This is a genomic window from Bradyrhizobium cenepequi, from assembly GCF_020329485.1.
In the GTDB taxonomy this organism is placed as follows: Bacteria; Pseudomonadota; Alphaproteobacteria; order Rhizobiales; family Xanthobacteraceae; genus Bradyrhizobium; species Bradyrhizobium cenepequi.
In genome coordinates, this window is sequence record NZ_JAGKJI010000006.1 from 100311 (window position 1) to 123636 (window position 23326).

Annotated in this window: 27 protein-coding genes and 1 tRNA gene; 14 read left to right on the plus strand and 14 right to left on the minus strand. The window is 63.2% G+C overall.

Annotated features, from left to right (window positions below):
• Positions 1 to 40 precede the first annotated feature (40 nt).
• Positions 41 to 337 (plus strand): nucleotidyltransferase family protein, encoded by a 297-nt coding sequence (locus J6497_RS09950; RefSeq protein WP_225704083.1) that lies wholly within the window; start codon positions 41 to 43, stop codon positions 335 to 337.
• A gap of 143 nt (positions 338 to 480) precedes the next feature.
• Positions 481 to 681, plus strand: a complete 201-nt coding sequence (locus J6497_RS09955) for a HepT-like ribonuclease domain-containing protein (protein ID WP_225704190.1) — start codon at positions 481 to 483, stop codon at positions 679 to 681.
• A gap of 110 nt (positions 682 to 791) precedes the next feature.
• Here the strand turns inward: J6497_RS09955 and J6497_RS09960 are convergent, their stop codons facing one another.
• From J6497_RS09960 to J6497_RS09995, 8 genes are all read right to left on the minus strand, one after another.
• On the minus strand, positions 792 to 1058 hold the full coding sequence (locus J6497_RS09960; RefSeq protein WP_225704084.1) for a BQ00720 family protein: 267 nt from the start codon (positions 1056 to 1058) through the stop codon (positions 792 to 794).
• A 49-nt stretch (positions 1059 to 1107) separates the two neighbouring features.
• Positions 1108 to 1533, minus strand: coding sequence for an Hsp20 family protein (locus tag J6497_RS09965; protein ID WP_225704191.1), 426 nt, complete (start codon positions 1531 to 1533; stop codon positions 1108 to 1110).
• A 285-nt stretch (positions 1534 to 1818) separates the two neighbouring features.
• Positions 1819 to 2907 (minus strand): sn-glycerol-3-phosphate import ATP-binding protein UgpC, encoded by a 1089-nt coding sequence (locus J6497_RS09970; protein WP_225704085.1) that lies wholly within the window; start codon positions 2905 to 2907, stop codon positions 1819 to 1821.
• A gap of 3 nt (positions 2908 to 2910) precedes the next feature.
• Positions 2911 to 3759, minus strand: a complete 849-nt coding sequence (gene ugpE, locus J6497_RS09975) for a sn-glycerol-3-phosphate ABC transporter permease UgpE (RefSeq protein ID WP_225704086.1) — start codon at positions 3757 to 3759, stop codon at positions 2911 to 2913.
• The gene (gene ugpA, locus J6497_RS09980; RefSeq protein ID WP_225704087.1) at positions 3759 to 4640 is read right to left on the minus strand and encodes a sn-glycerol-3-phosphate ABC transporter permease UgpA; all 882 of its coding nucleotides are present in this window, start codon (positions 4638 to 4640) and stop codon (positions 3759 to 3761) included. Before ugpA ends, ugpE begins: the two co-directional genes overlap by 1 nt.
• 63 nt (positions 4641 to 4703) lie before the next feature.
• Positions 4704 to 6020: a sn-glycerol-3-phosphate ABC transporter substrate-binding protein UgpB gene (ugpB, locus tag J6497_RS09985; RefSeq protein WP_225704088.1), complete on the minus strand. Its 1317-nt coding sequence runs from the start codon at positions 6018 to 6020 to the stop codon at positions 4704 to 4706.
• A gap of 296 nt (positions 6021 to 6316) precedes the next feature.
• Positions 6317 to 7522 carry a CaiB/BaiF CoA transferase family protein gene (locus J6497_RS09990; RefSeq protein ID WP_225704089.1) on the minus strand — a complete coding sequence of 402 codons (1206 nt, stop codon included), beginning with the start codon at positions 7520 to 7522 and terminating at the stop codon, positions 6317 to 6319.
• Positions 7523 to 7740: 218 nt separating this feature from the next.
• On the minus strand, positions 7741 to 8106 hold the full coding sequence (locus J6497_RS09995; RefSeq protein ID WP_225704090.1) for an organic hydroperoxide resistance protein: 366 nt from the start codon (positions 8104 to 8106) through the stop codon (positions 7741 to 7743).
• Between the two features lie 156 nt (positions 8107 to 8262).
• On the opposite strand from J6497_RS09995, the gene J6497_RS10000 reads away from it, so the two are divergent.
• Positions 8263 to 8727 (plus strand): MarR family winged helix-turn-helix transcriptional regulator, encoded by a 465-nt coding sequence (locus J6497_RS10000; RefSeq protein ID WP_225704091.1) that lies wholly within the window; start codon positions 8263 to 8265, stop codon positions 8725 to 8727.
• A 15-nt stretch (positions 8728 to 8742) separates the two neighbouring features.
• On the opposite strand, the gene J6497_RS10005 is transcribed toward J6497_RS10000, so the two are convergent.
• The 3 genes from J6497_RS10005 to J6497_RS10015 form a co-directional block, all read right to left on the minus strand.
• Positions 8743 to 8979 carry a GIY-YIG nuclease family protein gene (locus J6497_RS10005; RefSeq protein ID WP_225704092.1) on the minus strand — a complete coding sequence of 79 codons (237 nt, stop codon included), beginning with the start codon at positions 8977 to 8979 and terminating at the stop codon, positions 8743 to 8745.
• Between the two features lie 164 nt (positions 8980 to 9143).
• Positions 9144 to 9219: transfer RNA gene (locus J6497_RS10010), tRNA-Ala, on the minus strand.
• A gap of 64 nt (positions 9220 to 9283) precedes the next feature.
• Complete coding sequence (locus J6497_RS10015; RefSeq protein ID WP_225704093.1) at positions 9284 to 9694, minus strand: TIGR02300 family protein; 411 nt, start codon at positions 9692 to 9694, stop codon at positions 9284 to 9286.
• 143 nt (positions 9695 to 9837) lie between these two features.
• Between J6497_RS10015 and aroA the strand changes: the two genes are divergently transcribed.
• Entirely contained in the window at positions 9838 to 11187 is a 1350-nt protein-coding gene (gene aroA / locus J6497_RS10020; RefSeq protein ID WP_225704094.1) for a 3-phosphoshikimate 1-carboxyvinyltransferase, read from the plus strand.
• Complete coding sequence (cmk, locus tag J6497_RS10025; RefSeq protein ID WP_225704095.1) at positions 11184 to 11822, plus strand: (d)CMP kinase; 639 nt, start codon at positions 11184 to 11186, stop codon at positions 11820 to 11822. The genes aroA and cmk overlap by 4 nt, the downstream gene beginning before the upstream one ends.
• A gap of 11 nt (positions 11823 to 11833) precedes the next feature.
• Here cmk and J6497_RS41205 read toward each other — a convergent pair whose 3' ends face one another.
• On the minus strand, positions 11834 to 11968 hold the full coding sequence (locus J6497_RS41205) for a hypothetical protein (protein WP_283844408.1): 135 nt from the start codon (positions 11966 to 11968) through the stop codon (positions 11834 to 11836).
• 492 nt (positions 11969 to 12460) lie between these two features.
• Between J6497_RS41205 and rpsA the strand changes: the two genes are divergently transcribed.
• The 6 genes from rpsA (at position 12461) to trpB (ending at position 18462) form a co-directional block, all read left to right on the plus strand.
• The gene (rpsA, locus tag J6497_RS10030; protein WP_225704096.1) at positions 12461 to 14170 is read left to right on the plus strand and encodes a 30S ribosomal protein S1; all 1710 of its coding nucleotides are present in this window, start codon (positions 12461 to 12463) and stop codon (positions 14168 to 14170) included.
• Positions 14171 to 14447: 277 nt separating this feature from the next.
• Positions 14448 to 15425 carry a signal peptide peptidase SppA gene (sppA, locus tag J6497_RS10035; RefSeq protein WP_225704097.1) on the plus strand — a complete coding sequence of 326 codons (978 nt, stop codon included), beginning with the start codon at positions 14448 to 14450 and terminating at the stop codon, positions 15423 to 15425.
• Between the two features lie 141 nt (positions 15426 to 15566).
• Entirely contained in the window at positions 15567 to 15917 is a 351-nt protein-coding gene (locus tag J6497_RS10040) for an integration host factor subunit beta (protein ID WP_312010264.1), read from the plus strand.
• A gap of 81 nt (positions 15918 to 15998) precedes the next feature.
• Positions 15999 to 16391 (plus strand): regulatory signaling modulator protein AmpE, encoded by a 393-nt coding sequence (gene ampE / locus J6497_RS10045; protein ID WP_225704099.1) that lies wholly within the window; start codon positions 15999 to 16001, stop codon positions 16389 to 16391.
• A 54-nt stretch (positions 16392 to 16445) separates the two neighbouring features.
• A complete protein-coding gene (locus tag J6497_RS10050; protein ID WP_225704100.1) occupies positions 16446 to 17123 on the plus strand; it encodes a phosphoribosylanthranilate isomerase in 678 nt (225 codons plus the stop codon).
• 121 nt (positions 17124 to 17244) lie between these two features.
• Entirely contained in the window at positions 17245 to 18462 is a 1218-nt protein-coding gene (gene trpB, locus J6497_RS10055; protein WP_225704101.1) for a tryptophan synthase subunit beta, read from the plus strand.
• Positions 18463 to 18544: 82 nt separating this feature from the next.
• Here the strand turns inward: trpB and J6497_RS10060 are convergent, their stop codons facing one another.
• Entirely contained in the window at positions 18545 to 18889 is a 345-nt protein-coding gene (locus J6497_RS10060) for an endonuclease domain-containing protein (protein WP_225704102.1), read from the minus strand.
• A 75-nt stretch (positions 18890 to 18964) separates the two neighbouring features.
• Here J6497_RS10060 and trpA point away from each other — a divergent pair, with 75 nt between their 5' ends.
• The 3 genes from trpA to J6497_RS10075 all read left to right on the plus strand — a co-directional run bounded on the left by trpA (position 18965) and on the right by J6497_RS10075 (position 22175).
• Positions 18965 to 19801 (plus strand): tryptophan synthase subunit alpha, encoded by an 837-nt coding sequence (trpA, locus tag J6497_RS10065; RefSeq protein WP_225704103.1) that lies wholly within the window; start codon positions 18965 to 18967, stop codon positions 19799 to 19801.
• 92 nt (positions 19802 to 19893) lie between these two features.
• A complete protein-coding gene (gene accD, locus J6497_RS10070) occupies positions 19894 to 20835 on the plus strand; it encodes an acetyl-CoA carboxylase, carboxyltransferase subunit beta (protein ID WP_225704104.1) in 942 nt (313 codons plus the stop codon).
• Positions 20832 to 22175 (plus strand): bifunctional folylpolyglutamate synthase/dihydrofolate synthase, encoded by a 1344-nt coding sequence (locus tag J6497_RS10075; RefSeq protein WP_225704105.1) that lies wholly within the window; start codon positions 20832 to 20834, stop codon positions 22173 to 22175. The genes accD and J6497_RS10075 overlap by 4 nt, the downstream gene beginning before the upstream one ends.
• A 7-nt stretch (positions 22176 to 22182) precedes the next feature.
• Here J6497_RS10075 and J6497_RS10080 read toward each other — a convergent pair whose 3' ends face one another.
• Positions 22183 to 23196 (minus strand): ATP-dependent DNA ligase, encoded by a 1014-nt coding sequence (locus J6497_RS10080; RefSeq protein WP_225704192.1) that lies wholly within the window; start codon positions 23194 to 23196, stop codon positions 22183 to 22185.
• Positions 23197 to 23326: the final 130 nt, after the last annotated feature.

The window sequence follows — 23326 nt, forward strand, 5'->3', positions numbered from 1 at the left end:
GCTCGGCCGGCACTTCGCCGTACATGATACGACCGGCCAGATGACGAGAGCTGAAGCATTGAGGAAGCTACGAAGCCAAGCGGACGCCATCAAGGCGCGCGGCGCGACGTCGCTCTACCTGTTTGGTTCGACAGCTCGCAACAAGGCGAATGCGAAAAGCGACATAGACTTGTTTGTCGACTACGATCCTAGGAGCCGCTTTAACGCCCTGGATCTGGTGGCTGCCAAGCGGCTCCTTGAGGAAAGCCTTGGCGTCGAGGTCGATTTGACCACCCGCAAGGGACTTCATCCGCTGATCCGAAAACAGATCGAAGCTGAGGCGACGCGGGTTTTTTGAATGCCCACGCGTTCCCCATTGCTGCCGATCCACGACATGCTCGAAAGTATCCGCGGCATCGAGAGGGCGCTGGCCGGAAAAACGATTCGCGATTACCAGCGCTCGTGGCTGCTGCGTTCTGCGGTTGAACGTGGAATAGAGATATCTCGGAAGCCAGTCGCCATCTCGCCAACGATTTGAAGGCGCAGCACAAGGACGTGCGTTGGAAGGATATCGCCGGCATCGGCAATATTCTGCGGCATGATTACCAGCGGGTCGATGCAGCAATCATCTGGAAAGCAGTCAAGGACGATCTACCGCCGCTCAAAGCGGCGCTGCTTGAACTCCGGGACTCCTTAAAATAGCACGCGTCAAGCGGCTCTGAAAAAATGCGCGGACAGCCTCTTTGGAGGACATGCCCGCGCATTCGAATTCGCTGTGGTCGCGTTCGGCCAGCGCGCGTGACGCTGCTGCGTCAGTGGACGCTGACGGCCTGCAGCTCGTTGCTCCAGGCGTTGGCGATTGCGGCTTCCCGGCTATCGGTCAGCATGATCGGGGTGCCGTCGGCGGCATGGAGCGCGAAGAGTGTCAGTCCCGGCGCGATCTCGGGTGCCTGGGGAAAGAGATCCGGTACATCCTCGGAACGGACCTGCTTCACATAGGCGATATGACCCTCGCCCAGATGGGCCAGCGCCTCCGGGGAGACGCTATCGCGTTCTAACGTGGTACTCACTTCACTCATGGTCTCGACTCCTCTGTCGATTAAGCGGTCGAGTCCGCTCCTCGTTCCATTATTCGTGCTCATTGATAGCGATTGTCTTAATGACCCTTTCAGGTTCCGGCCTGGCCAGGTCGACCGACAACAGCCCGTTCTTCAGATCCGCGCCCAGCACCCGCATCCCCTCCGCCAGCACGAAAGTGCGCTGGAAGTGGCGCGCGGCAATGCCGCGATGGATGTATTGCCGAGCCTTGTCCTCCTGCTGACGGCCCCGGATCACAAGCTGATTTTCCTCAACCGTCACATCGAGTTGCTCGCGGGTAAATCCTGCGACCGCCAGCGTGATCCGCAGACGTTCCGGCTGGCCGTTGGACCGGTCAAACCGCTCGATGTTGTACGGAGGATAGCCGTCGGCGCCTTTCACGACGCGATCGAGCGCACGCTCGATTTCGTCGAATCCTAGAAGGAACGGACTGGATAACGATGGAACACGAGACATCCCAAAGTCCTCTCGAAGCGACTTTGAGGGGCCCTTGCGGCACCCCATGCAACCGAGGGGCCTGTTGCCCTCCGGTCATGAACGAATATGGGGCTGATTTGCGGGGGGTTCAAGCGTCTATGGAATCGGGATTAATTGGCCCGCCGCGAACCTTAACGCTGTCATTCCGGGGCATTGCATAGCGATGAACCTGGAATCCATTTCTCCGTCATGGGCATGGGCCCGATGGATTCCGGGTTCCCGCTGCGCGGGCCCCGGAATGACGCGGGTGGCGGCAGTTAAGCCTCACCCGACCCGCCTTCGGCCATCGGCGGTGAACAGGTGCAATTTCTCGCGGGGGGCGACGGCCCGGATGCGCTGCCCGATGGCGGGGCCGGTCGCGCCGGGAACCCGGACGATGACCTCGCCCGGTGGCAGCTCGCCGGGGTTGGCGGCGACGCCCTGCTCCTCGCGCTGGCGCGTGCCGTAGACGAAGGTCTCGGCGCCGACATGCTCGACCGCCTCCACGGTGAGGCCAAGCACGATGGCACCGGGGATCGATTCGCTCGAGATCACGAAGTCCTCGGGCCGGATCCCGAGGATGCCGGCCTCGCTGGCATTGATATCGCTCGCGAGTTGCGACCTGAGTTCATCTGATGTCAGCGGCATCAGATTCATCGGCGGCGCACCGATGAAGGCCGCGACGAAGGTGGTCGCAGGCCTTTGATAGATTTCGAGCGGATTGCCGATCTGCTCGACCACGCCGCCGTTCATCACGACGAGGGTGTCGGCGAGCGTCATCGCCTCGAGCTGATCGTGGGTGACGTAGATCGAGGTCGTGCTCAGCCGGCGCTGAAGTTTGCGGATCTCCACACGCATCGCGATGCGCAGCTTGGCGTCGAGATTTGACAACGGCTCGTCGAACAGGAACACCTTCGGCTGCCGCACGATCGCGCGTCCCATCGCGACGCGCTGGCGCTGGCCGCCGGAGAGCTGCCGCGGTTTGCGGTCGAGCATGGTGGCAAGCTCGAGGATGCGGGCGGCCTCCTCGACGCGCTTCCTGATCTCGGGCTCGGCCATGCCGCGGTTGCGCAAACCATAGGCCATGTTGTTGTAGACGCTCATATGCGGATAGAGCGCGTAGTTCTGGAATACCATGGCGATGTCGCGATCGGCCGGCTCGACCTGATTGACCACGCGGCCGCCGATGTCGATCTGGCCGCCGGTGATGGTCTCGAGCCCCGCCACCATGCGCAGCAGCGTCGACTTGCCGCAGCCGGACGGGCCGACCAGCACGCAGAACTGGCCGTCGCCGACCTCGAAATCGATGCCCTTGATCGCTTCGAAGCCGCCCGGATAGGTCTTGCGGACGTTGCGGAGGGTGACGTTAGCCATGTCTCACTTTTCCGTCTCCACCAGTCCGCGCACGAAGAGCTTCTGCATCACAACGACAACGAACACCGGCGGCAGCATCGCGAGCACGGCGGTCGCCATCACCACGGGCCATTCCGTCAGCGCATCGGTGGTGGTGATCATCTTGCGGATGCCGATCTGGATCGTCTGCATGTCGTCACGCGTGGTGATCAAGAGCGGCCAGAGATATTGATTCCAGCCGAGAATGAAGAGGATCACGAACAGCGCTGCCATGTTGGTGCGTGACAATGGCAACAGCGTATCCCAGAAGAACCGGAAAGGCCCGGCGCCGTCGATGCGCGACGCCTCGAGCAATTCGTCGGGGACGGTCATGAAGAACTGGCGGAACAGCAAGGTTGCGGTGGCGGATGCGATCAGGGGCAGCGCGAGGCCGGCATAGCTGTCGAGCAGATGCAGGTCGGCGACGATCTTGTAGGTCGGATAGATTCGCACCTCGACCGGCAGCATTAGCGTGATGAAGATCAGCCAGAACATCGCCATCCGGAACGGAAAGCGGAAATAGACGATCGCATAGGCCGAGATGATCGAGATCGCGATCTTGCCGAACGCGATCAGGAGCGCCATCACCAGCGAATTGAGCAGCATCGTGCCGACCGGCTCGCGGGTCGAGCCGCTCGTGCCGACGAAGATGGTCTGGTAGTAGGTTTGAAGGAAATGTCCGCCGGGCAACAACGACATCTGGCCGTTGGCGATCACAGCGTTTTCCTGGGTCGACGCAACGATGGCGAGATAGACCGGAAACGCGACGATGGCGATACCGAACCACAGGATCGCGTGCGCGACGTAGCGCTGGATGCCTTCCTGCTCGACCATCAGTAGGTCACCTTGCGCTCGACGAAGCGGAACTGGATCGCCGTGAGGCCGATCACGATGACCATCAGGATCACCGATTGCGCCGCGGAGCCGCCGAGATTGCCGCCAAGCAGGCCGTCGACATAGACCTTGTACACCATCGTCTCGGTCGCCTTCGCCGGCCCGCCGCGCGTCATTGTATCGATGATGCCGAACGTGTCGAAGAAGGCGTAGACGATGTTGATGACGAGGAGGAAGAAGATGGTCGGCGACAGCAGCGGGAACGTCACCGTCCAGAACCGCCGCATCGGGCGCGCCCCGTCGATTGCGGCCGCCTCGATCACGCTTTTCGGAATGCTCTGCAGGCCTGCGAGGAAGAACAGGAAATTGTAGGAAATCTGCTTCCATGCGGCGGCCAGGATGATCAGGAGCGCGGCCTGGTTGCCGTCGAGCAGCGGATTCCAGTCGATGCCCATGCCGCGCAATCCGCGCGCCAGGATTCCGAGCGAGGGGTGCAGCATGAACACCCAGAGCACGCCGACGACCGGCGGGGCGACGGCATAGGGCCAGATCAGCAGCGTGCGATACAGTGTGCCGCCGCGCAGCGGCTTGTCGGCCATGACAGCCAGCAGCAACGCTGATGATAGCGACGAGAACGCGATCGCGAAGGAGAATACGAAGGTCCTGACGATCGCCGCGAAATAGTCCGGCTGGCTGAGGATGTCCTGGTAGTTCTCGAACCAGACGAAACTGGTCGAGAGCCCGAACGCATCCTGGAGCAGGAAGGATTGCACCACCGCCTGCGCAGCCGGCCAATAGAAGAAGATCAGCACGATCGCGAGCTGCGGCGCGACCAGCGCGTAAGGCAACAGCTTTGACTGGAAAACCGACTGCTTCTGCATGACACCCCAAGCAAAGCAGGCCGCATCATGCGGCCCGCCGGATCCATCGCATCACTGCATCATTCAGCGTACGGCGGTTTTTTCAAACTGCCGGAGCATCTGGTTGCCGCGCTCAACGGCGGCATCGAGCGCTTGCTTGGCCGTCTTCTTGCCGGCCAGCGCCTGCTCGATCTCTTCCGCCCAGATGTCGCGAAGCTGAACCATGTTGCCGAGGCGCAGGCCGCGCGAGTTCTCGGTCGGCTCTTTGTTGGTGAGCTCCTTCAGCGGGGTCTCCAGATAGGGCTGGTCCTTGTAGAAGCCCTCCGCCTTCGTTTTCTCATAGGCGGCCTTGGTGATCGGCAGATAACCGGACGCCTTGTGGATCCCGATCTGGCGGTCGGTGTCAGAGAGGAAGGCCAGGAACTTGGCGACGCCCTTGTATTCCTCGGCCGTCTTGCCACCCATCACCCACAGCGAGGCGCCGCCGATGATCGAATTCTGCGGGGCGCCCTTGGCGTCCGGGTAATAGGGCATCGGCGCGTTGGTCCAGTTGAACTTGGCCTGCGACTTCACATTGGCGAAGAAGGCCGACGAGGTCAGGAAGATCGGGCACTCGCCCGAGGTGAAGCGGCCCTCGCCGGTGTTGGTGCGGCCGGAATAGTCGTAGGTCTTGTCCTTCTGCAGCTCGATCAGATTTTCGAGATGCTTGACCTGCAGCGGTCCGTTGAACTGCAGCACGGTGTCGAAGCCGTCGAGCCCGTTGGCCTTGCTGGCCAGCGGCACGTTGTGCCAGGCCGAGAGCTGCTCGAGATTGACCCAGGTCGCCCAGGCGTTGGAGAAGCCGCAATTGGTGTAGCCGGCAGCTTTCAGCTTCTTCGCGGCATCGAACACTTCCGGCCAGGTCTTCGGAATCTCCGCAACATTCGCCTTCTTCAAGGCGTCCAGATTGACCCACATCACGGTCGAGGACGAGTTGAAGGGGAAGGACAGCATCTCCCCTTTCGAGGTCGAGTAATAGCCGGTGATCGCGGGCAGGTAGCTCTTGGGATCGAATTTCTCGCCGGCCTCCTGCATCAGCTTGTAGACCGGCTTGATCGCGCCGGTCGCTGCCATCATGGTGGCAGTGCCGACCTCGAAGACCTGCATGATGTGGGGCGCGTTGCCGGCGCGGAACGCCGCAATGCCGGCGTTCAGGGTGTCCGCATAGCCGCCCTTGTAGGTCGGGACGACCTTGTATTCGCTCTGTGATGCGTTGAAGTCATTGGCGAGCTTGACCACGACATCGTTGTTGCCGCCGGTCATGGCGTGCCACCATTGGATTTCAGTCGCGGCAAACGCCGGCGAAGCGCCGAATGCCAGTGCGACCGCGATTGCTGCAGCGCCGAACTGTCGAAAAGCCATCAAACCCCTCCCATTAAGCCGCCATCTCCGTCGGTTGCGCTAACAGCGCGGAATGACGTGCAAATGACCTATAAGCGAAGATCATGGCGCCGGGGAAGCCGGAGAAAGGTAGAAACGACGAAAGGCGCCGGTAGCGGCGCTCCGAATGCCAAGGGTTCGCGCTGGCTTTAGCCGTCATTCCGGGGCACGCGGAGCGTGAGCCCGGAATCCATTCATCCACATCGTTTGTGGCCCGATGGATTCCTGGCCTGCGCCTTCGGCGCATCCCGGAATGACGAGCACGTAGCCCGAACAGATCAGCGCTTCCGCTCGGGTCCGCAGACCACGCCCTTGGCGACCAGCGCCTCGACTTCGGCCTGCGAATAGCCGAACTCGCCGAGCACCTCAGCGGCGTGCTGGCTGAACTTCGGCGGGGTGCGGCGCAGGCTGGGGTTGGTGCGTTGCAGCCGGATCGGTGAGGCGACGCCCTTGTACCAATCCTTTTCGATGATATCGCCGCGATAGATCGTGTGCGGATTGGTCAGCGCCTGGTCGATCTTCTGCACCGGGCCCGCCGGCAGGCCGGCGGCGAGCAGGCGATTGCACAGCGGCTCGGCCTCGTACTGGCGGAACACGGCGGCCAGCTCCGCGCGCAGCGCGTCGCGGTTGGCGATGCGGTCCTTGTTGCGGGCAAAGCGCGGATCGATGCCGAGCTCGGGCTTGCCGATCTCCTTGCACAATTTGCCGAAGGTGCCGTCATTGCCGACGCCGATGAAGATGTTGTCGGTCTTGGTCGGGAAAATTGCGTACGGCACCAGGTTCGGATGCTCGTTGCCGGTCAGGCTCGGCGGCTTGCCGTGCATGAAGTAGTTGGCCGTGTGCGGATGCATGATCGCAAGGCCGGTCTCGTACAGCGTGGTCTCGAGGAACTGGCCGACGCCGGAACGCTGCCGCTCCGACAACGCCATCAGGATGCCGATCGCGGCATAGAGCCCGGTGGTGATGTCGACCAGCGGCACGCCGATCCGCATCGGGCCGCTCTCCGGCGAGCCGGTGGCGGCGATCATGCCGGTCATCGCCTGGATGATCGCATCATAGCCGGGATTGCCGCCGCGCGGCCCGTCGGCGCCGAAGCCGGAGATCCGGCAATGCACCAGCCGCGGAAATTTCGCGCGCAGCACGTCGTTGCCGATGCCCCATTTGTCGAGCGTGCCCGGCTTGAAATTTTCGATCAGGACGTCGGCGCCTTCGAGTAGCTTCATCAGCACCGCGCGCCCGCCTTCGGAGGCGAGATCGAGCCCGATCGAGCGCTTGTTGCGGTTGATGCCGACGAAATAGGCCGCATCCTCGTCATGAAAGGGAGGACCCCAGTCGCGCACCTCGTCGCCGGCAGGCGGCTCGACCTTGATGACGTCGGCGCCGTGGTCGGCGAGAATCTGCGTGCAATAGGGGCCGCCGAGCACGCGCGTCAGATCAATCACGCGCAGGCCGGCCATCGCGCCTGCGACCGCTTCTGAACTCATGGAAAACCTTCGCTCAAGTCAAACAGATGGAGGGCTTGTCCAGAGCTAGCGGTGTTCGGACGCATCGGCAATGCCCTATCGCGCGCTCAGGGCATGCCGCATCGCCGGTCGCAACGCGAATAGCCGCCGTGCGCGGCGGGCTATTCCGTCATACGGATTTACACCACGTTCAGGCGGACATCGACATTGCCGCGGGTGGCGTTGGAATAGGGGCACACCTAGTGGGCCTTTTCCACCAGCGCCTCGGCATCGGCGCGCGCCAGCCCGGGCAGGGAGATATCGAGCGCGATATCGAGACCGAAGCCGCCTTCGGAGCGCGGTCCGATGCCCACGGTCGATGTCACCGAAGCATCGGCGGGCACCTTCGGGCCGCCCTGCGAGGCCACGAACTTCATCGCGCCGATGAAGCAGGCGGCGTAGCCGGCCGCAAAGAGCTGTTCGGGATTGTTGCCGGCGCCGCCGCCACCACCGAGTTCCTTCGGGGTGGTGAGCTTGACGTCGAGTGCGCCATCGAGCGTGGCGGCGTGGCCGTCGCGGCCACCGGTGGCCTTGGCGCTGGTCTTGTAGAGCACGTTCACGGACATGGGGGTCTCCCTGATCAACGGTTTCGATGGCCGCTTATATTGCGAACAATTAGATTGTGCACAATATAAAGAGCATGGCCTCACATTTAATTGTACGCAATTGAATGTGAGGCCGCGCCGGCCCACAATGAACTGAGATTCTGACGAGGCTAAGAAATGGCACGGAAACAGCTGGCGGTCGCGGACCAGCCGCTACGGCTCGACAATCAAATCTGCTTTGCGATCTATTCGACCGCGCATGCGTTCAATCGCGTCTACAAGCCGCTCCTCGACCGGCTCGGGCTGACCTATCCGCAATACCTGGCGATGCTGGTGCTGTGGGAGAAGGATGCGGTGCCGGTCAAGGACATCGGTGAGCGGCTGTTCCTGGACTCCGGCACGCTGACGCCGCTGCTCAAGCGGCTGGAGGCGGCGCAGCTCATCAAGCGCACACGCAGCAAGAAAGACGAGCGGCAGGTGCTGATCGCGCTCACGCCGCAAGGTCAGGCGCTGAAGGAGAAAGCGAGAGCAGTGCCGCAGTCAATCCTGGCTGCTTCGGCCTGCTCGATCCCGGAACTATCGGCGATGAAGAACGAGATAATCGCGATGCGGGATAGGCTGAATGCGGCGGCGGGGGAGTGAGGGAGTTGCGGCGCCTCAGAAATGCTTTCTCGCAAAAGCGCGGCCCGACCCGGATTTTAGGTATTTCTCAAATGCGACTGCTCGGGCCTCGTCGTTGAAGGCAAAATAAGTTCGTAGCCGCCAAGGCCTGTACTTCGACGTATGTGGCACTTCGCCGGCATTGTGCTTTGGCAACCGGGCGCGCAGATCGTCGGTCAAGCCAACATAGAAATGTTCTGAATCAATACTTTCGAGAATATAGACGTATTTCACGCAGCAGCCCCCAAAGTGCTTACGGATGGGGACTATATCGGATCTGACGCCAGCGAATCTTGGAGTCTAGTTGCCGAGGCCCGCCTTCGCCCTGCGGGCTACGGCGAGGCAGCCTTCGCTACGATAGGTCTCGCCGAGCCGTAGCTCGCGAAGCGAGCGAAGGCTGGTGGAGCCAGGCGGGATCGAACCGCCGACCTCTTGCATGCCATGCAAGCGCTCTCCCAGCTGAGCTATGGCCCCTTAAGGGATCGCGAGCCGAATCCTGCTCGCGGGGAAAGACCCAGAACACAGTTCTGGATCGACCTCAAGTCTCTTCATCGCCTCCGACGTCGCCAATAATGTCGGTGACGTCCTCATCGCCCTCTTCCTCATCGGCGATGAAGGTGGAATCATCGTCATCATCGTCTTCGAGGGTCTCGTCGATCTCGATATCGTCCTCGGATTCGGGGGCGACCGCCTTGACCTTGCCGGTGTTCTCCTCGGCATCGGCCTCCTCGAGCGAGACCAACTCTTCGGCTTCCGCGGGCTCCGGCACATCGGCAGCGGCGGTAGCCGCAGCGGCGCTGGCGCCTCGGGTGGCGCGGGGGGGCGCCACGGGGGCGATCGGCACGACCTCACCGGTGTAGGGCGAGATGACCGGGTTCTTGTTCAGATCATAGAACTTCTTGCCCGTGGTCGGGCAAATGCGTTTGGTTCCGAGGTCGGACTTGGCCACGTGGTAATCCCAGGAATTTCTGAAAAGCGGTGCTTCACTTGGCTAGTTGAGGGGCCGCTGTCAATAGCGGTTTGCGCGCATTTATCCCCGGGTGACGCCGGGGGTTCGATGTGTTACGTGCCGCGCCGCGAGAGGACGCGAGCTTGGCCCATTCCGACCACCAGAACCCCGAAAAGACCCCTCTGGAGGCCCGCGCGAGCGGTCCCCTGAACGGCAGGGCGCGCGTGCCCGGCGATAAGTCGATCTCCCACCGGGCCCTGATCCTGGGCGCGCTGGCCGTCGGCCAGAGTCGGATTTCCGGGCTGCTCGAGGGTGAAGACGTGCTCAATACCGCCAAATCGATGCGGGCATTGGGCGCCGAGGTCGAGCGCATCGGCCCGTTCGTCTGGTCGGTTCGGGGCGTCGGCGTCGGGGGCTTCGCGGAGCCCACCGGAACGCTCGATTTCGGCAATTCCGGCACCGGCTGCCGGCTGGTGATGGGAGCGGTCGCCGGCTGTCCGATCACTGCGATCTTTGACGGCGACGCCTCCCTGCGCTCCAGGCCAATGCGGCGGATTCTCGATCCCTTGGAACTGATGGGCGCCAAAGCGGGCGAAATGAGGGAAGGCGGCCGCCTGCCGCTGACGCTGCATGGCGCCCGCAACCCGGTGCCGATCATCTACAAGACCCCTGTCGCCTCGGCCCAGATCAAGTCCGCGGTGCTGCTGGCGGGGCTTTCGGCGCCGGGCGTCACGACAGTGATCGAGCAGGAAGCCAGCCGCGATCACACTGAACTGATGCTGAAGCATTTTGGCGCCGAGCTTGCCTCGAGCAAGGAAGGCAGCCGCGGCCGCAGGATCGCGCTGACCGGCCAGCCCGAACTGCATGGCGCCGAGGTCGTCGTGCCCGCCGATCCCTCCTCGGCGTCGTTCCCGATCGTGGCGGCGCTGATCGTCGAGGGCTCCGATATCGTGCTGCCCGATGTGATGACCAATCCGCTGCGCACCGGCCTGTTCACCACGTTGCGCGAGATGGGCGCTTCCATCGAGGAGGACGAGCTGCGCAGTGACGGCGGCGAGCCGATGGCGCGCCTGCGCGTGCGTGCTTCCAAATTGCGCGGGGTCGAGGTGCCGCCGCAACGTGCGCCCTCGATGATCGACGAATATCTGGTGCTGGCGGTGGCAGCCGCTTACGCCGAAGGCGCCACCATCATGCGCGGGCTGCAGGAGTTGCGCGTCAAGGAATCCGATCGCCTCGAGGCCACCGCCGATATGCTGCGCGTCAACGGCGTCAAGGTCGAGATTTCCGGCGACGATCTGATCGTCGAGGGCAAGGGCCATGTGCCCGGCGGCGGCGTGGTCGCCACCCACATGGATCATCGCATCGCAATGTCTGCACTGGTGATGGGGCTCGCCGCCGACCAGCCGGTGACGATCGACGACACTGCCTTCATCGCCACCAGTTTCCCGGATTTCATTCCGATGATGCGCTCGCTCGGCGCGGAGTTTTCATGATCATCGCTATCGACGGACCGGCAGCATCCGGCAAGGGTACGCTGGGAAAGCGGCTCGCCGCTCATTATGGCTACCGCCATCTCGATACCGGCGTGATCTATCGCGCGGTGGCGAAAGCGCTGCTCGATGCCGGCGCCGACCTCACCGATGAGGCGCGCGCGATCAAGGCGGCGATGGAACTCGACCCCGAGAAATTCGGCCATCCCGAATTGAAGACGCAGCGGATCGGCGATGCCGCTTCGGTGGTGTCTGCGATACCCAAGGTGCGCGAGGCGCTCGTCAACTTTCAGCGCCAGTTCGCGGCGGACCCGCCCGGCGCGGTGCTCGACGGCCGCGACATTGGCACCGTGATCTGCCCGAATGCCGATGTGAAGATCTTTGTTGTCGCCGATCCGCGTGTGCGTGCGCGGCGGCGGACGCTGGAGGCGCGCGCACGCGGCGAGGACGCCGATGAAGCTGCGGTGCTGGCCGACATTCTCAAACGCGACGAGCGCGACAAGAACCGTTCGGCGGCCCCGCTAAAGGCAGCGCCCGATGCGCACACGCTGGATAATTCCAACCTCGATATCGAGGCAGGCGTGCGGGCTGCGATCGACATCGTTGAGGCGGTGCGTGCGGCACGCGAGCTACCCTAGCGCGTCGAGGATTACTGGTCAGCCAGACCGGAAAACGACTGCGCAGCCGAAAAGGTCCGCATCGATGCTGCCGCGCCGGGCATCGCGGCGATGGCATGGCCGAGTGCAAACGCGGCAACTACGGCCAAGGCGATCAGGCTTTTCATGATCATCTCCCCCTGTCTCTTGGGTGGGCCCACTATGCGCGGGCTCACTTAAGCCCCGGTTCCACCGCAAGCCGTGCCGGATGCCTTTCGCGCAACACGGTCAACAATTGTTCAAATGCAGTCCGGCATTGTTAAGGCTTGTGTCAGCCTCAGAGCCCCGCAAATCGGGCATTTCTGGCTTGCCGAAAATAGCGCCGGATATTATATCAACCCTGTCCGTGCTGCCATCGACTATGTCGAGGCCGCCCGAGCGGGCCGGCACTGGGGCATGAGTCCCAGCCGATATTGGAGGAGCGCCCGCTCCATCGGTTTTTGACGTCGATCTTTCGTTTCGGCCCTGGACATCATCACGTATCGGACATGTGGCTTGCTGCCGGCACGCTTTTGCGCCTTCGCGCAACGAGCGGTCGTCAGGATTTGCGGACCTGACACCACATGCGCGATGCGCCCTTAACCCGAACGGCCGGCAAGACACCCGCATCTGGAGAACATATGGCTTCAAATACTGCTGCTTCCTATAGTCCCAGCCGCGACGATTTCGCCGCGATGCTTGATGAATCCTTTGCCGGCGGCAATCTGCAGGAGAGCTCGGTCGTCAAGGGCAAGGTGGTTGCCATCGAGAAGGATATGGCCGTCATCGATGTCGGCCTGAAGACCGAGGGCCGCGTGGCGCTGCGCGAATTCGCCGGCCCCGGCCGCGAAAGCGATCTCAAGGTCGGCGACGAGGTCGAGGTGTTCCTCGACCGCATCGAGAATGCGCTGGGTGAAGCCGTGCTGTCGCGTGACAAGGCGCGGCGTGAGGAAAGCTGGGGCAAGCTCGAGAAGGCGTTCCAGAACAACGAGAAGGTCACGGGCGTCATCTTCAACCAGGTCAAGGGCGGCTTCACCGTCGATCTCGACGGCGCCGTGGCCTTCCTGCCGCGCTCGCAGGTCGATATCCGCCCGATCCGCGACGTCGCACCGCTGATGAACAACTCGCAGCCGTTCCAGATCCTCAAGATGGACCGCCGCCGCGGCAACATCGTGGTTTCCCGCCGCACCGTGCTGGAAGAGACCCGCGCCGAGCAGCGCCAGGAACTGGTGCAGAACCTCGAAGAGGGTCAGGTGATCGACGGCGTGGTCAAGAACATCACCGATTACGGTGCGTTCGTGGATCTCGGCGGCATCGATGGCCTGTTGCACGTCACCGATATTGCCTGGCGCCGCGTCAATCACCCGACCGAGGTGCTGTCCATCGGCCAGACCGTGAAGGTCAAGATCATCAAGATCAACCACGAGACGCACCGCATCTCGCTGGGCATGAAGCAGCTCCTGGACGATCCATGGCAGGGCATTGAGGCGAAGTATCCGCTCGGCGCCCGCTTCACGGGCCGTGTCACCAACATCACCGACTATGGTGCGTTCGTCGAGCTCGAGCCTGGCATCGAAGGCCTGATCCACGTCTCCGAGATGTCGTGGACCAAGAAGAACATGCATCCCGGCAAGATCGTCTCCACCTCGCAGGAAGTCGAGGTGCAGGTGCTGGAAGTCGATTCCGTCAAGCGGCGCATCTCGCTCGGCCTCAAGCAGACCATGCGCAACCCCTGGGAAGTCTTCGTCGAGAAGCACCCGGTCGGTTCGGTGGTCGAGGGCGAGGTCAAGAACAAGACCGAGTTCGGCCTGTTCCTGGGTCTCGAAGGCGACGTCGACGGCATGGTGCACCTGTCCGATCTCGACTGGAAGCTTCCGGGCGAGCAGGTTATCGACAACTTCAAGAAGGGCGACGTGGTGAAGGCCGTCGTGCTCGATGTCGATGTCGAGAAGGAGCGCATCTCGCTCGGCGTCAAGCAGCTCGAAGGCGATCCTTTCGCCGAGCCGGGCGACGTCAAGAAGGGCGCGGTCGTGACCTGCGAAGTGCTCGAAGTGAAGGAGAGCGGCATCGAGGTGAAGATCGCCGGTACCGACTTCACCACCTTCATCAAGCGCTCGGAACTCGCCCGCGACCGCAACGATCAGCGCGCTGAACGGTTCGCCGTCGGCGAGAAGGTCGATGCGCGGGTGATCCAGTTCGACAAGAAGGCCCGCAAGGTGCAGGTCTCGATCAAGGCGCTGGAAGTGGCCGAGGAGAAGGAAGCCATCGCGCAGTACGGCTCCTCCGACTCGGGTGCGACACTTGGTGACATTCTCGGCACCGCGCTCAAGAATCGCGCCAACGAGAAGTAAGCGCTTGCTTTCCTCGTCACATCATCAAGCCCCGACTGCGGCCGGGGCTTTTTTGTTTGGGGCTCGTCCGTAGCCCGGCAGCACAGCGCCATCCGAGTTGTCGCAAGCGGCGAATCCGTCCCGGATTATGCGGTCGCTCCATCCGGGCTATGACGCTACGCCTGTAACGCTATGCCAGCCTTGTTTTCTTCATATTGCACCGCAATTGGTGTATTCTGATAACCTCTCCGTCATCCCGTGATTGCAAGAACGCGTTGCGCTCTTTTGGAGATTTTCGATGTCGCTTGACTCAGACGTGATCGTCGATCGTCGCCGCATTCGCCGCAAGCTGACCTTCTGGCGCGTCGCGGCCGCGGTGGTTGTGATTGCGGCCGTTGTCGGCGCCGGCGTGATCGCGACGGGCGGACGCAGCTCGCTGACGACGGCGGGATCGATCGCGCGCGTCAATATTGAAGGTCTGATCCGCAGCGACCAGGATCGCGTCGAGGCGCTGGAGCGGCTGGAGAAGTCACAGGCCGCGGCCGTCATCGTCCACATCAATTCACCCGGCGGCACCACCGCCGGCTCCGAGCAGCTTTACGACGCGCTGACGCGGCTGAAGACGAAGAAGCCGCTCGTCGTGGTGGTCGAGGGATTGGCGGCCTCCGGCGGCTACATCACCGCGATTGCGGCCGATCATATCATCGCGCGGCAGAGCTCGCTGGTCGGTTCGATCGGCGTGTTGTTCCAGTTTCCGAATGTCAGCGAACTCCTGAAGACCGTGGGCGTGAAGGTCGAAGAGATAAAGTCGTCGCCACTGAAAGCCGCGCCCAACGGCTTCGAGCCGACCAGCCCGGAAGCACGTGCCGCGATCGATGCGCTGGTGAAGGATTCCTATGCCTGGTTCCGCGGCCTTGTGAAGGATCGGCGCGGCATGGATGAGGCCTTGCTCGAAAAGGTCGCGGACGGACGTGTCTTCACCGGCCGCCAGGCGGTGGAGTTGAAGCTGGTCGATCAGGTCGGCGATGAGAAGACCGCGGTCGCCTGGCTGGTCCAGGAGAAGAAGATCAAGAGCGAGTTGCCGGTGCGCGACTACAAGCTCAATCCGCGCTTCGGCGATCTGACATTCCTGCGCACGGCGGCTTCGGTCACGCTTGATGCGTTTGGTTTGAGCGGAATCGCGCGCCGCATTGAGCAGGCCGGCCTCGTCCAGGCCGTCGATCAGCTTAGCATGGACGGCATGCTGGCGCTGTGGCAGCCGGCGGGGAGCAACTGAGATGCGCACGATTGGTCTTTGGTCGCATTCCCGTATTGCGGGAATCGCGAAAAGCCAGGTTCGGGCCATTTGTCACGGCTTCTCATCGGCGCCAAAAGTGATTTAGCGTCTTGACAGTTCAAGGCATTTTCACGGAAATGGATATCCGCAAGGTCCCGGGCCACATTCTCGATGATTAAATCCGAACTTGTTCAGCGTATCGCCGAGCACAACCCGCATCTCTACCAGCGGGATGTCGAGAACATCGTCAATGCGATTCTCGATGAGATCGTGGCTGCGCTGGCGCGCGGCGACCGGGTTGAACTGCGCGGTTTTGGCGCATTCTCGGTGAAGCATCGTCCGGCGCGGGCCGGCCGCAATCCGCGAACGGGTGCGCACGTTCCCGTTGATCAGAAGAGCGTTCCGTTCTTCAAGACCGGCAAGGAAATGCGCGAGCGCCTGAACCGCGAGACCGGCAGCAGCGGCGGCAGCTCGCCCGAATCCAGCGCCTGATCTCGCGAAGTTTGCTGGCGCATCCGCGCCTCCCGTTGCTATAGATCGGCGTGCGATTGTCGGCCGATGCGAGGGATGGTGATGCGAAAGTTCTTCACGGCGCTGCTCGTCATCCCGCTTGGCCTGTTCTTCATCATCTTCGCGGTTGCGAACCGGCACCTGGTGACGGTTTCATTTGATCCGTTCAATTCGGTCGCTCCGACGGTGGCGATAACGCTGCCGCTGTTTCTGGTGCTTATTGTGGTGGCGATCCTGGGCGTGATCGCGGGCAGTACGGCGACCTGGTTCCGGCAGTATCGCTGGAGGCGCGCGGCGCGGCAGCATGAGGCTGACGCGCGTCAGGCCCTGGCGGAACTGGCCGATCTGCGGGCGGCCCTGGTCACCGCGCAGGCCGAACGGCGTCGCCTCACGGCTCCATCAAATGGCGGTTCACCGGGGGTCGTCGAGCGAGACAAGCAAGGCGCGACGTTGTAGAACCCGACCCGTGCCGGAGCCCCTGGTTCCGGCCTTGCAACGCCCTGAGAGACCATGTCCCTGCTTGTCAAAATCTGCGGCCTGTCCACGCGCGAGACGCTCGACGTCGCGCTCGAGGCCGGCGCCGACATGGTGGGATTCGTGTTCTTTCCGCCTTCGCCGCGGCACCTCTCGCTCGACATCGCGCGGGAGCTTGGCCGACAGGCGAAGGGCCGCGCCGTGAAGGTGGCGCTCACCGTCGATGCGGATGACGTCACGCTCGAAAACGTCGTCGAGACGCTGCAGCCCGACATCCTGCAACTGCACGGCAGGGAGACGATTGCGCGCGTCCGCGACATCAAGCAAAGGTTTGGCCTGCAAGTGATGAAGGTGCTTGCGGTCGAGACAGCAGCCGATCTCGCGCCGCTCGTGGGCTATGCCGCGGTCGCCGATCGCATTCTGTTCGACGCCAGGGCTCCAAAAGGCGCGACCCGGCCAGGAGGGCTCGGTGCGGTGTTCGATTGGCACGTGCTGGAACAGCTCGAGCTTGACATGCCCTTCATGGTCTCAGGCGGGCTCAACGCCGACAACGTCGCCGACGCCGTTCGCGTCACCCGTGCCGGCGGCGTCGACATCTCCTCAGGCGTAGAACGTTCGCCCGGCATCAAGGATCCCGAGCTGATCCGCGCCTTCATCCGTGCCGCGCGCGCGGCCGAACATCAATCCGCTTTCGCGATCACGGATGATCGATGATAGCGATAGCTCGCTCAGCAGCGTCATGCCCGGGCTTGTCCTGGGCATCCACGACTGTTGAAAACCCGAAGCAGGTGAGGCGTGGATGGCCGGATCAAGCCCGGCCATGACGGAAACGAAGATGAGCCCAGCACTACCCAACTCTTTCCGCAGTGGTCCCGACGAGCGCGGGCATTTCGGCATTTTCGGCGGACGCTTCGTCGCGGAAACGCTGATGCCGCTGATCCTCGACCTCGAGAAAGCCTATGCTGAGGCGAAGGCCGACCCTGCTTTCCAGAAGGAGATGGACGGCCATCTGAAGCATTATGTCGGCCGGCCCTCGCCGCTCTATTTCGCCGAGCGGCTGACCGAGCATCTCGGCGGTGCAAAAATCTATTTCAAGCGCGAGGAGCTCAACCACACCGGCTCGCACAAGGTCAACAATGTGCTTGGCCAGATCATGCTGGCGCGCCGCATGGGCAAGAAGCGCATCATCGCCGAGACTGGCGCTGGTCAGCACGGCGTTGCCACCGCGACGCTGTGCGCGCGGTTCGGGCTCGAATGCGTGGTCTACATGGGCGCAGTCGACGTCGCGCGCCAGCAGCCCAACGTGATCCGCATGGAGATGTTGGGCACCAAGGTGGTTCCGGTGCAGTCGGGCGCCCGCACGCTGAAGGATGCGATGAACGATGCGCTGCGCGATTGGGTCACCAACGTGCACAACACGTTCTATTGCATCGGCACGGTGGCGGGCCCGCATCCCTATCCGATGATGGTGCGCGACTTCCAGTCGATCATCGGCATCGAAACGCGCCAGCAACTCCAGGAGGTCGAGGGCCGCCTGCCGGATTCGCTCATCGCCTGCATCGGCGGCGGCTCCAATGCGATGGGGCTCTTCCATCCGTTCCTCGATGATCCCTCGGTCGAGATCTTTGGCGTCGAGGCCGCCGGTCACGGGTTGACGCAATTGCACGCTGCATCGATCGCGGGCGGCCGGCCCGGCGTGCTGCATGGCAACCGCACCTATCTCTTGATGGACGAAGACGGCCAGATCCAGGAGGCGCATTCAATCTCCGCCGGACTGGATTATCCCGGCATCGGGCCGGAGCACGCCTGGCTGCACGAGACCGGCCGCGTCAACTATCTCTCGGCGACCGATGAAGAGGCGCTGGAAGCTTTCCAGTTGCTCTCACGGCTCGAAGGCATCATTCCGGCGCTGGAGCCGGCGCACGCCATCGCCAAGGTGATGGAGCTCGCGCCGAAGCGACCCCGGGATCACCTGATGGTGGTCAACCTCTCCGGCCGCGGCGACAAGGACGTGCCGCAGGTCGGCGACATCTTGAAGGGCCGAAAAAAGTGACTATCTGCCGCCGCTCCCTTTCTGACCTCTCCCCGCCGGGGAGAGGTCGGCTGCGCAGCAGCCGGGTGAGGGGTCTCTCCATTCACTCGAATCGCAGTGAGGTTTCGATCATCTCGAGCACCCCCTCTAGATTCTCATACACATCGGTATTCGAGACGCGGACGACAAGGAAGCCGCAGGCTTCGAGAACCTTCGTTCTCGCCTCATCGTACTTGATCTCGGAGTCCGTGGAATGTGTCGCTCCATCGACCTCGACGATCAATTTGCCATCGAGCGTGACAAAATCGACGATGTACCGGTCGATCGGATGTTGGCGACGAAACTTCCACCGCGCCAGCTTCCTGTTGCGCAATGCCTGCCAAAGCTTGGCCTCGGCGCTGGTCTGCGACGCGCGGAGGCTCCGTGCTCTCGCCTTGAACCTCTCCATCCCCCTCACCCGGCTGCTGCGCAGCCGACCTCTCCCCGGAGGGGAGAGGTGTAGCACCACAGCGAACGCCGCACCATGACCACCCGTATCGATGCACGTTTCGCCGAGCTCGCGAAGCAGGGCCGCTCTGCCTTTGTCACTTTCGTGATGGCCGGCGATCCCGATCCTGCGACGTCGCTCAACATCATCAAGGCGCTGCCGAAGGCCGGCGCTGACATTATCGAGATCGGCATGCCTTTCACCGATCCGATGGCGGATGGTCCCTCGATCCAGGCGGCCGGCTTACGCGCGCTCAAGGGCGGCATGACGCTCAGGAAGACGCTCGAGATGGTGCGCGGCTTCCGCAAGGATGATGACGCCACGCCGCTGGTGCTGATGGGCTACTACAATCCGATCTACATTTACGGCGTCGACAAGTTCCTCGCCGATGCCAAGAGCGCCGGCGTCGATGGTCTGATTATCGTCGACCTGCCGCCGGAGGAGGACGCCGAGCTGTGCCTGCCGGCGATGAAGGCTGGGCTCAACTTCATTCGACTGGCGACGCCGACTACCGACGACAAGCGCCTGCCCGCGGTGCTCGCGAACACCTCCGGCTTCGTCTACTATGTCTCGATCACCGGCATCACCGGTGCCGCGGCGGCGGACGCCAAGGCGGTCGGCGAGGCGGTGGCACGCATCAAGCGGCATACGAAGCTGCCGGTTTGCGTCGGTTTCGGCATCCGCACCCCGGAAACCGCGCGGGCGATCGGCGAAAGCGCCAACGGTGCGGTGGTCGGCACCGCGCTGGTCGATGCCGTGCGGGGTAGCCTGGATGCGGAGGGGCGAGCGACCGCAAAGACCGTATCCGCGGTTGCCGACCTTGTCGCCGCGCTCGCGCAGGGCGTCCGGGGCGCCAAACAAGCCGCCGAATAGGCTACAATCGTCATTTTAGGCGGCTTGCCGGGCGTTGGCCGGGCCGCCATATATTCAAGCAATGCGGAACCGACCGCATTTCGGAGCGAAGCATGAACTGGCTCACCAATGTCGTCCGGCCGAAGATCCGCAGCATCCTGCGGCGCGAGACGCCCGAGAACCTTTGGATCAAGTGCCCGGATTCCGGGCAGCTCGTGTTCTACAAGGACGTCGAGGCCAACCAGTTCGTCATTCCCGGCTCGAACTACCACATGCGCATGGGCGCGGTGGCGCGGCTGAAGTCAATCTTCGACAATGAGACCTGGTTCGACGTGGCCCTGCCAGAGGTGGCGCCCGATCCGCTGAAGTTCCGCGACGAGCGCAAATATGTCGACCGCATCAAGGATGCGCGGGCAAAAACCTCACTGAATGACGCGATCAAGATCGGTTACGGCAAGCTCGAAGGCGCCGGCGTCGTGATCGCCGTGCAGGATTTCGATTTCATGGGCGGCTCGCTTGGCATGGCCGCCGGAGAGGCGATGGTGCGCGGGCTCGAGCTTGCGGTCGAGAAGAAGTCCCCCTTCATCGTGTTCGCAGCCTCAGGCGGCGCGCGGATGCAGGAAGGCATCCTGTCGCTGATGCAGATGCCGCGCACCACGGTGGGCGTGCAGATGCTGCGCGAGGCCAAGCAGCCCTATATCGTCGTGCTGACCAATCCGACCACCGGCGGCGTCACCGCCTCCTATGCAATGCTGGGCGATGTGCAAATCGCTGAGCCGGGCGCGCTGATCGGCTTCGCCGGCGCGCGCGTGATCGAGCAGACCATCCGCGAGAAGCTGCCGGAGGGATTCCAGCGCGCCGAATATCTGCGCGACCACGGCATGGTCGACATGGTCGTGCATCGCCATGACATGCGCGCGACGCTGGCGAGGCTGTGCCGCCTGCTCACCAAATCGCCGCCGCTGCAAGCTCCCTTGAAGCCTGCGCCGGAGGTCACCACGCCCACCCAGATCGTCTCGGCACCGGAAACCGTGCCGGCAGCGCCTCACGCGTGAGCGTGCCCGCCGCCCGACCGTCGCCGCCGCTCGGCGAGCTGGTTGCGCGCCTGTCGGCGCTGCATCCGAAGACGATCGATCTCAGCCTCGATCGCATGCACGGGCTGCTCGCGCGGCTCGATCATCCCGAGCGCAAGCTGCCGCCGGTGATCCATGTTGCCGGCACCAACGGCAAGGGCTCCACGATCGCCTATTTGCGCGCGATCCTGGAAGCGGCCGGCCTGCGCGTGCATGTTTTCACCTCGCCCTACCTGGTGCGACTGAACGAATGCTATCGCCTTGGCCGCGTCGGCGGCGGCGTGCTGGTCGGCGACGACGAATTGCGCTCGGTGATCGAACATTGCGAATGCGTCAATGAAGGCCGCCCGATCACGATCTTCGAGATCGAGACCGCGGCGGCCTTCTGCCTGTTCGCTGGGCATGCGGCCGACATCGCGCTGCTGGAGGTCGGACTCGGCGGCAGGCTGGATTCGACCAATGTGGTCGAGAGGCCGCTTGCGTCCGTCATCGCGCCGATCAGCATGGATCACACCGAATTCCTCGGCGATACGCTGACCGCGGTCGCCGGTGAGAAGGCCGCGATCATCAAGCCTGGCGTGCCGGTGATCTCGGCCGAGCAGCCGCCCGACGCGATGTCGGTGGTCGAGGCGCAGGCGGCGCGACGGCGTGCGCCGCTGCATGCGGCCGGACAGGAATGGCATGTCGGGGTCGAGCGCAGCCGGCTGGTCTACCAGGATGATCGCGGCCTGATGGATCTGGCGGCGCCAAAGCTGTTCGGCCGTCACCAGTTCGACAATGCCGGGCTCGCGATCGCGACACTGCGTGCGATCGACGCGTTCAAGATCGGGATCGCGGCGTTCGAGGCCGGCATCGTCAATGCCGAATGGCCGGCGCGGATGCAGCGGCTGGCGTCGGGCATGCTGGTCAATCTGGCGCCGGCGGGCTCGGAGATCTGGCTCGACGGCGGGCACAATGCCGAAGGCGGTCGCGTGGCAGCCGCTGCCCTCGGCGACCTCGAAGAGCGGGTGTCGCGTCCGCTGGTCGTGATCGCCGGCATGATGGCGAACAAGGATGCATCCGGTTTTCTCGCCAATTTCGCCGGCCTCACGCGCCACATCATCGCGGTCAAGATTCCGGGTCGCACGGGCGCCATGCCGCCGGATCGGCTGGCGGATGCCGCCCGCGCGTTCGGCATGCGTGTGGACATCGCGCCGAGTGTGGAGGCCGCGCTGCAGGCGCTGTCGCAGCTTGCCTATGAGGTGCCGCCGCGCATTTTGATCACGGGCTCGCTCTATCTCGCCGGCCATGTGCTCGAGGTGAACGGCACGCCGCCGGTGTGAACGCCGGCTACACCTTCAGTAATTTCATCGGGTCGACAGCCTTCTGCTTCAACTGCTCGAAGGTGCACTGCCGCGGTGCCTTGTCCGGGCGCCAGCGCAGGATCGAGGTGCCGTGGCGGAAGCGCTCGCCGCTGAAATGGTCGTAGCAGACTTCGATCACCAGTTTCGGTTTCAGCGGACACCATTGCGCGGAGCGGTCGGTCGACCAGCGGCTCGGGCCGCCCGGCGCATTCCCGGTGAAGCCGGGTTTTGCGATCAGCGCCTCCAGCTTTGCCGTCAGCGCCGGTTTGTCCTCGCGCTTGATGGCGGAAGTGAAGCCGACATGGTGCAACAGGTCGTCATCGTCATAGAGGCCGAGCAGGAGTGAGCCGATGACGTTCCGTCCATTGATCTTGTTGGTCGCGTAGCGGAAGCCGCCGACCACGCAATCGGCGCTGCGGAATTTCTTGACCTTCTGCATGCCGTCGCGGTTGCCGGCCTGATAGGGCAGATCGATGCGCTTGGCGATCACGCCGTCGAACCCGCCGCCCGATTGCTTCAGCCACTTCATCGCCGTCGCGTAGCTTGTGGTGACCGGTGAAAGCCGAAATGCCGGATTGGACCTCAACTGCACCCTGGCGAATGCTTCGAGCTTTGGCCGCCGTCGGCTGAGAAGTTCGGCCGATAGCTTTTTGTCGGCTGCATTCGCGAGCAGGTCGAACGCGATGAATAGCGCAGGCGTCTCCTGCGCCAGCTTTTTGATACGGCTGACCGCGGGATGAATCCGCTGCAACAGATCGTCGAACGAGAACATCTTGCCATGCGGCACGACGATTTCGCCATCGAGCACGAATGAGGTTGCCTTGAGCTTGAGGGCGGCAGCAATCAGCTCGGGAAAATAGCGCCCAAGATTCTCGCCGGACTTGGAGCGCAGGTCGACCTTCTCGCCGTCGCGCGCAAGCAGGCAGCGGAAGCCATCCCATTTCGGTTCATACTGCCACTCGCCCCCGCGCGGGATCGCATCGACCGAACGCGCTTCCATCGCGAGCAGCGCAGTGGAGTCGGAAGCGATCTTTCGGCGAGGAGATGGCACGGGCGAGGGCCTTCAAACGCAACACACGCCCTCTCAACGCAAGCGGCCGGCTATCCGCCGGCCGCTGTCGAAAATTATT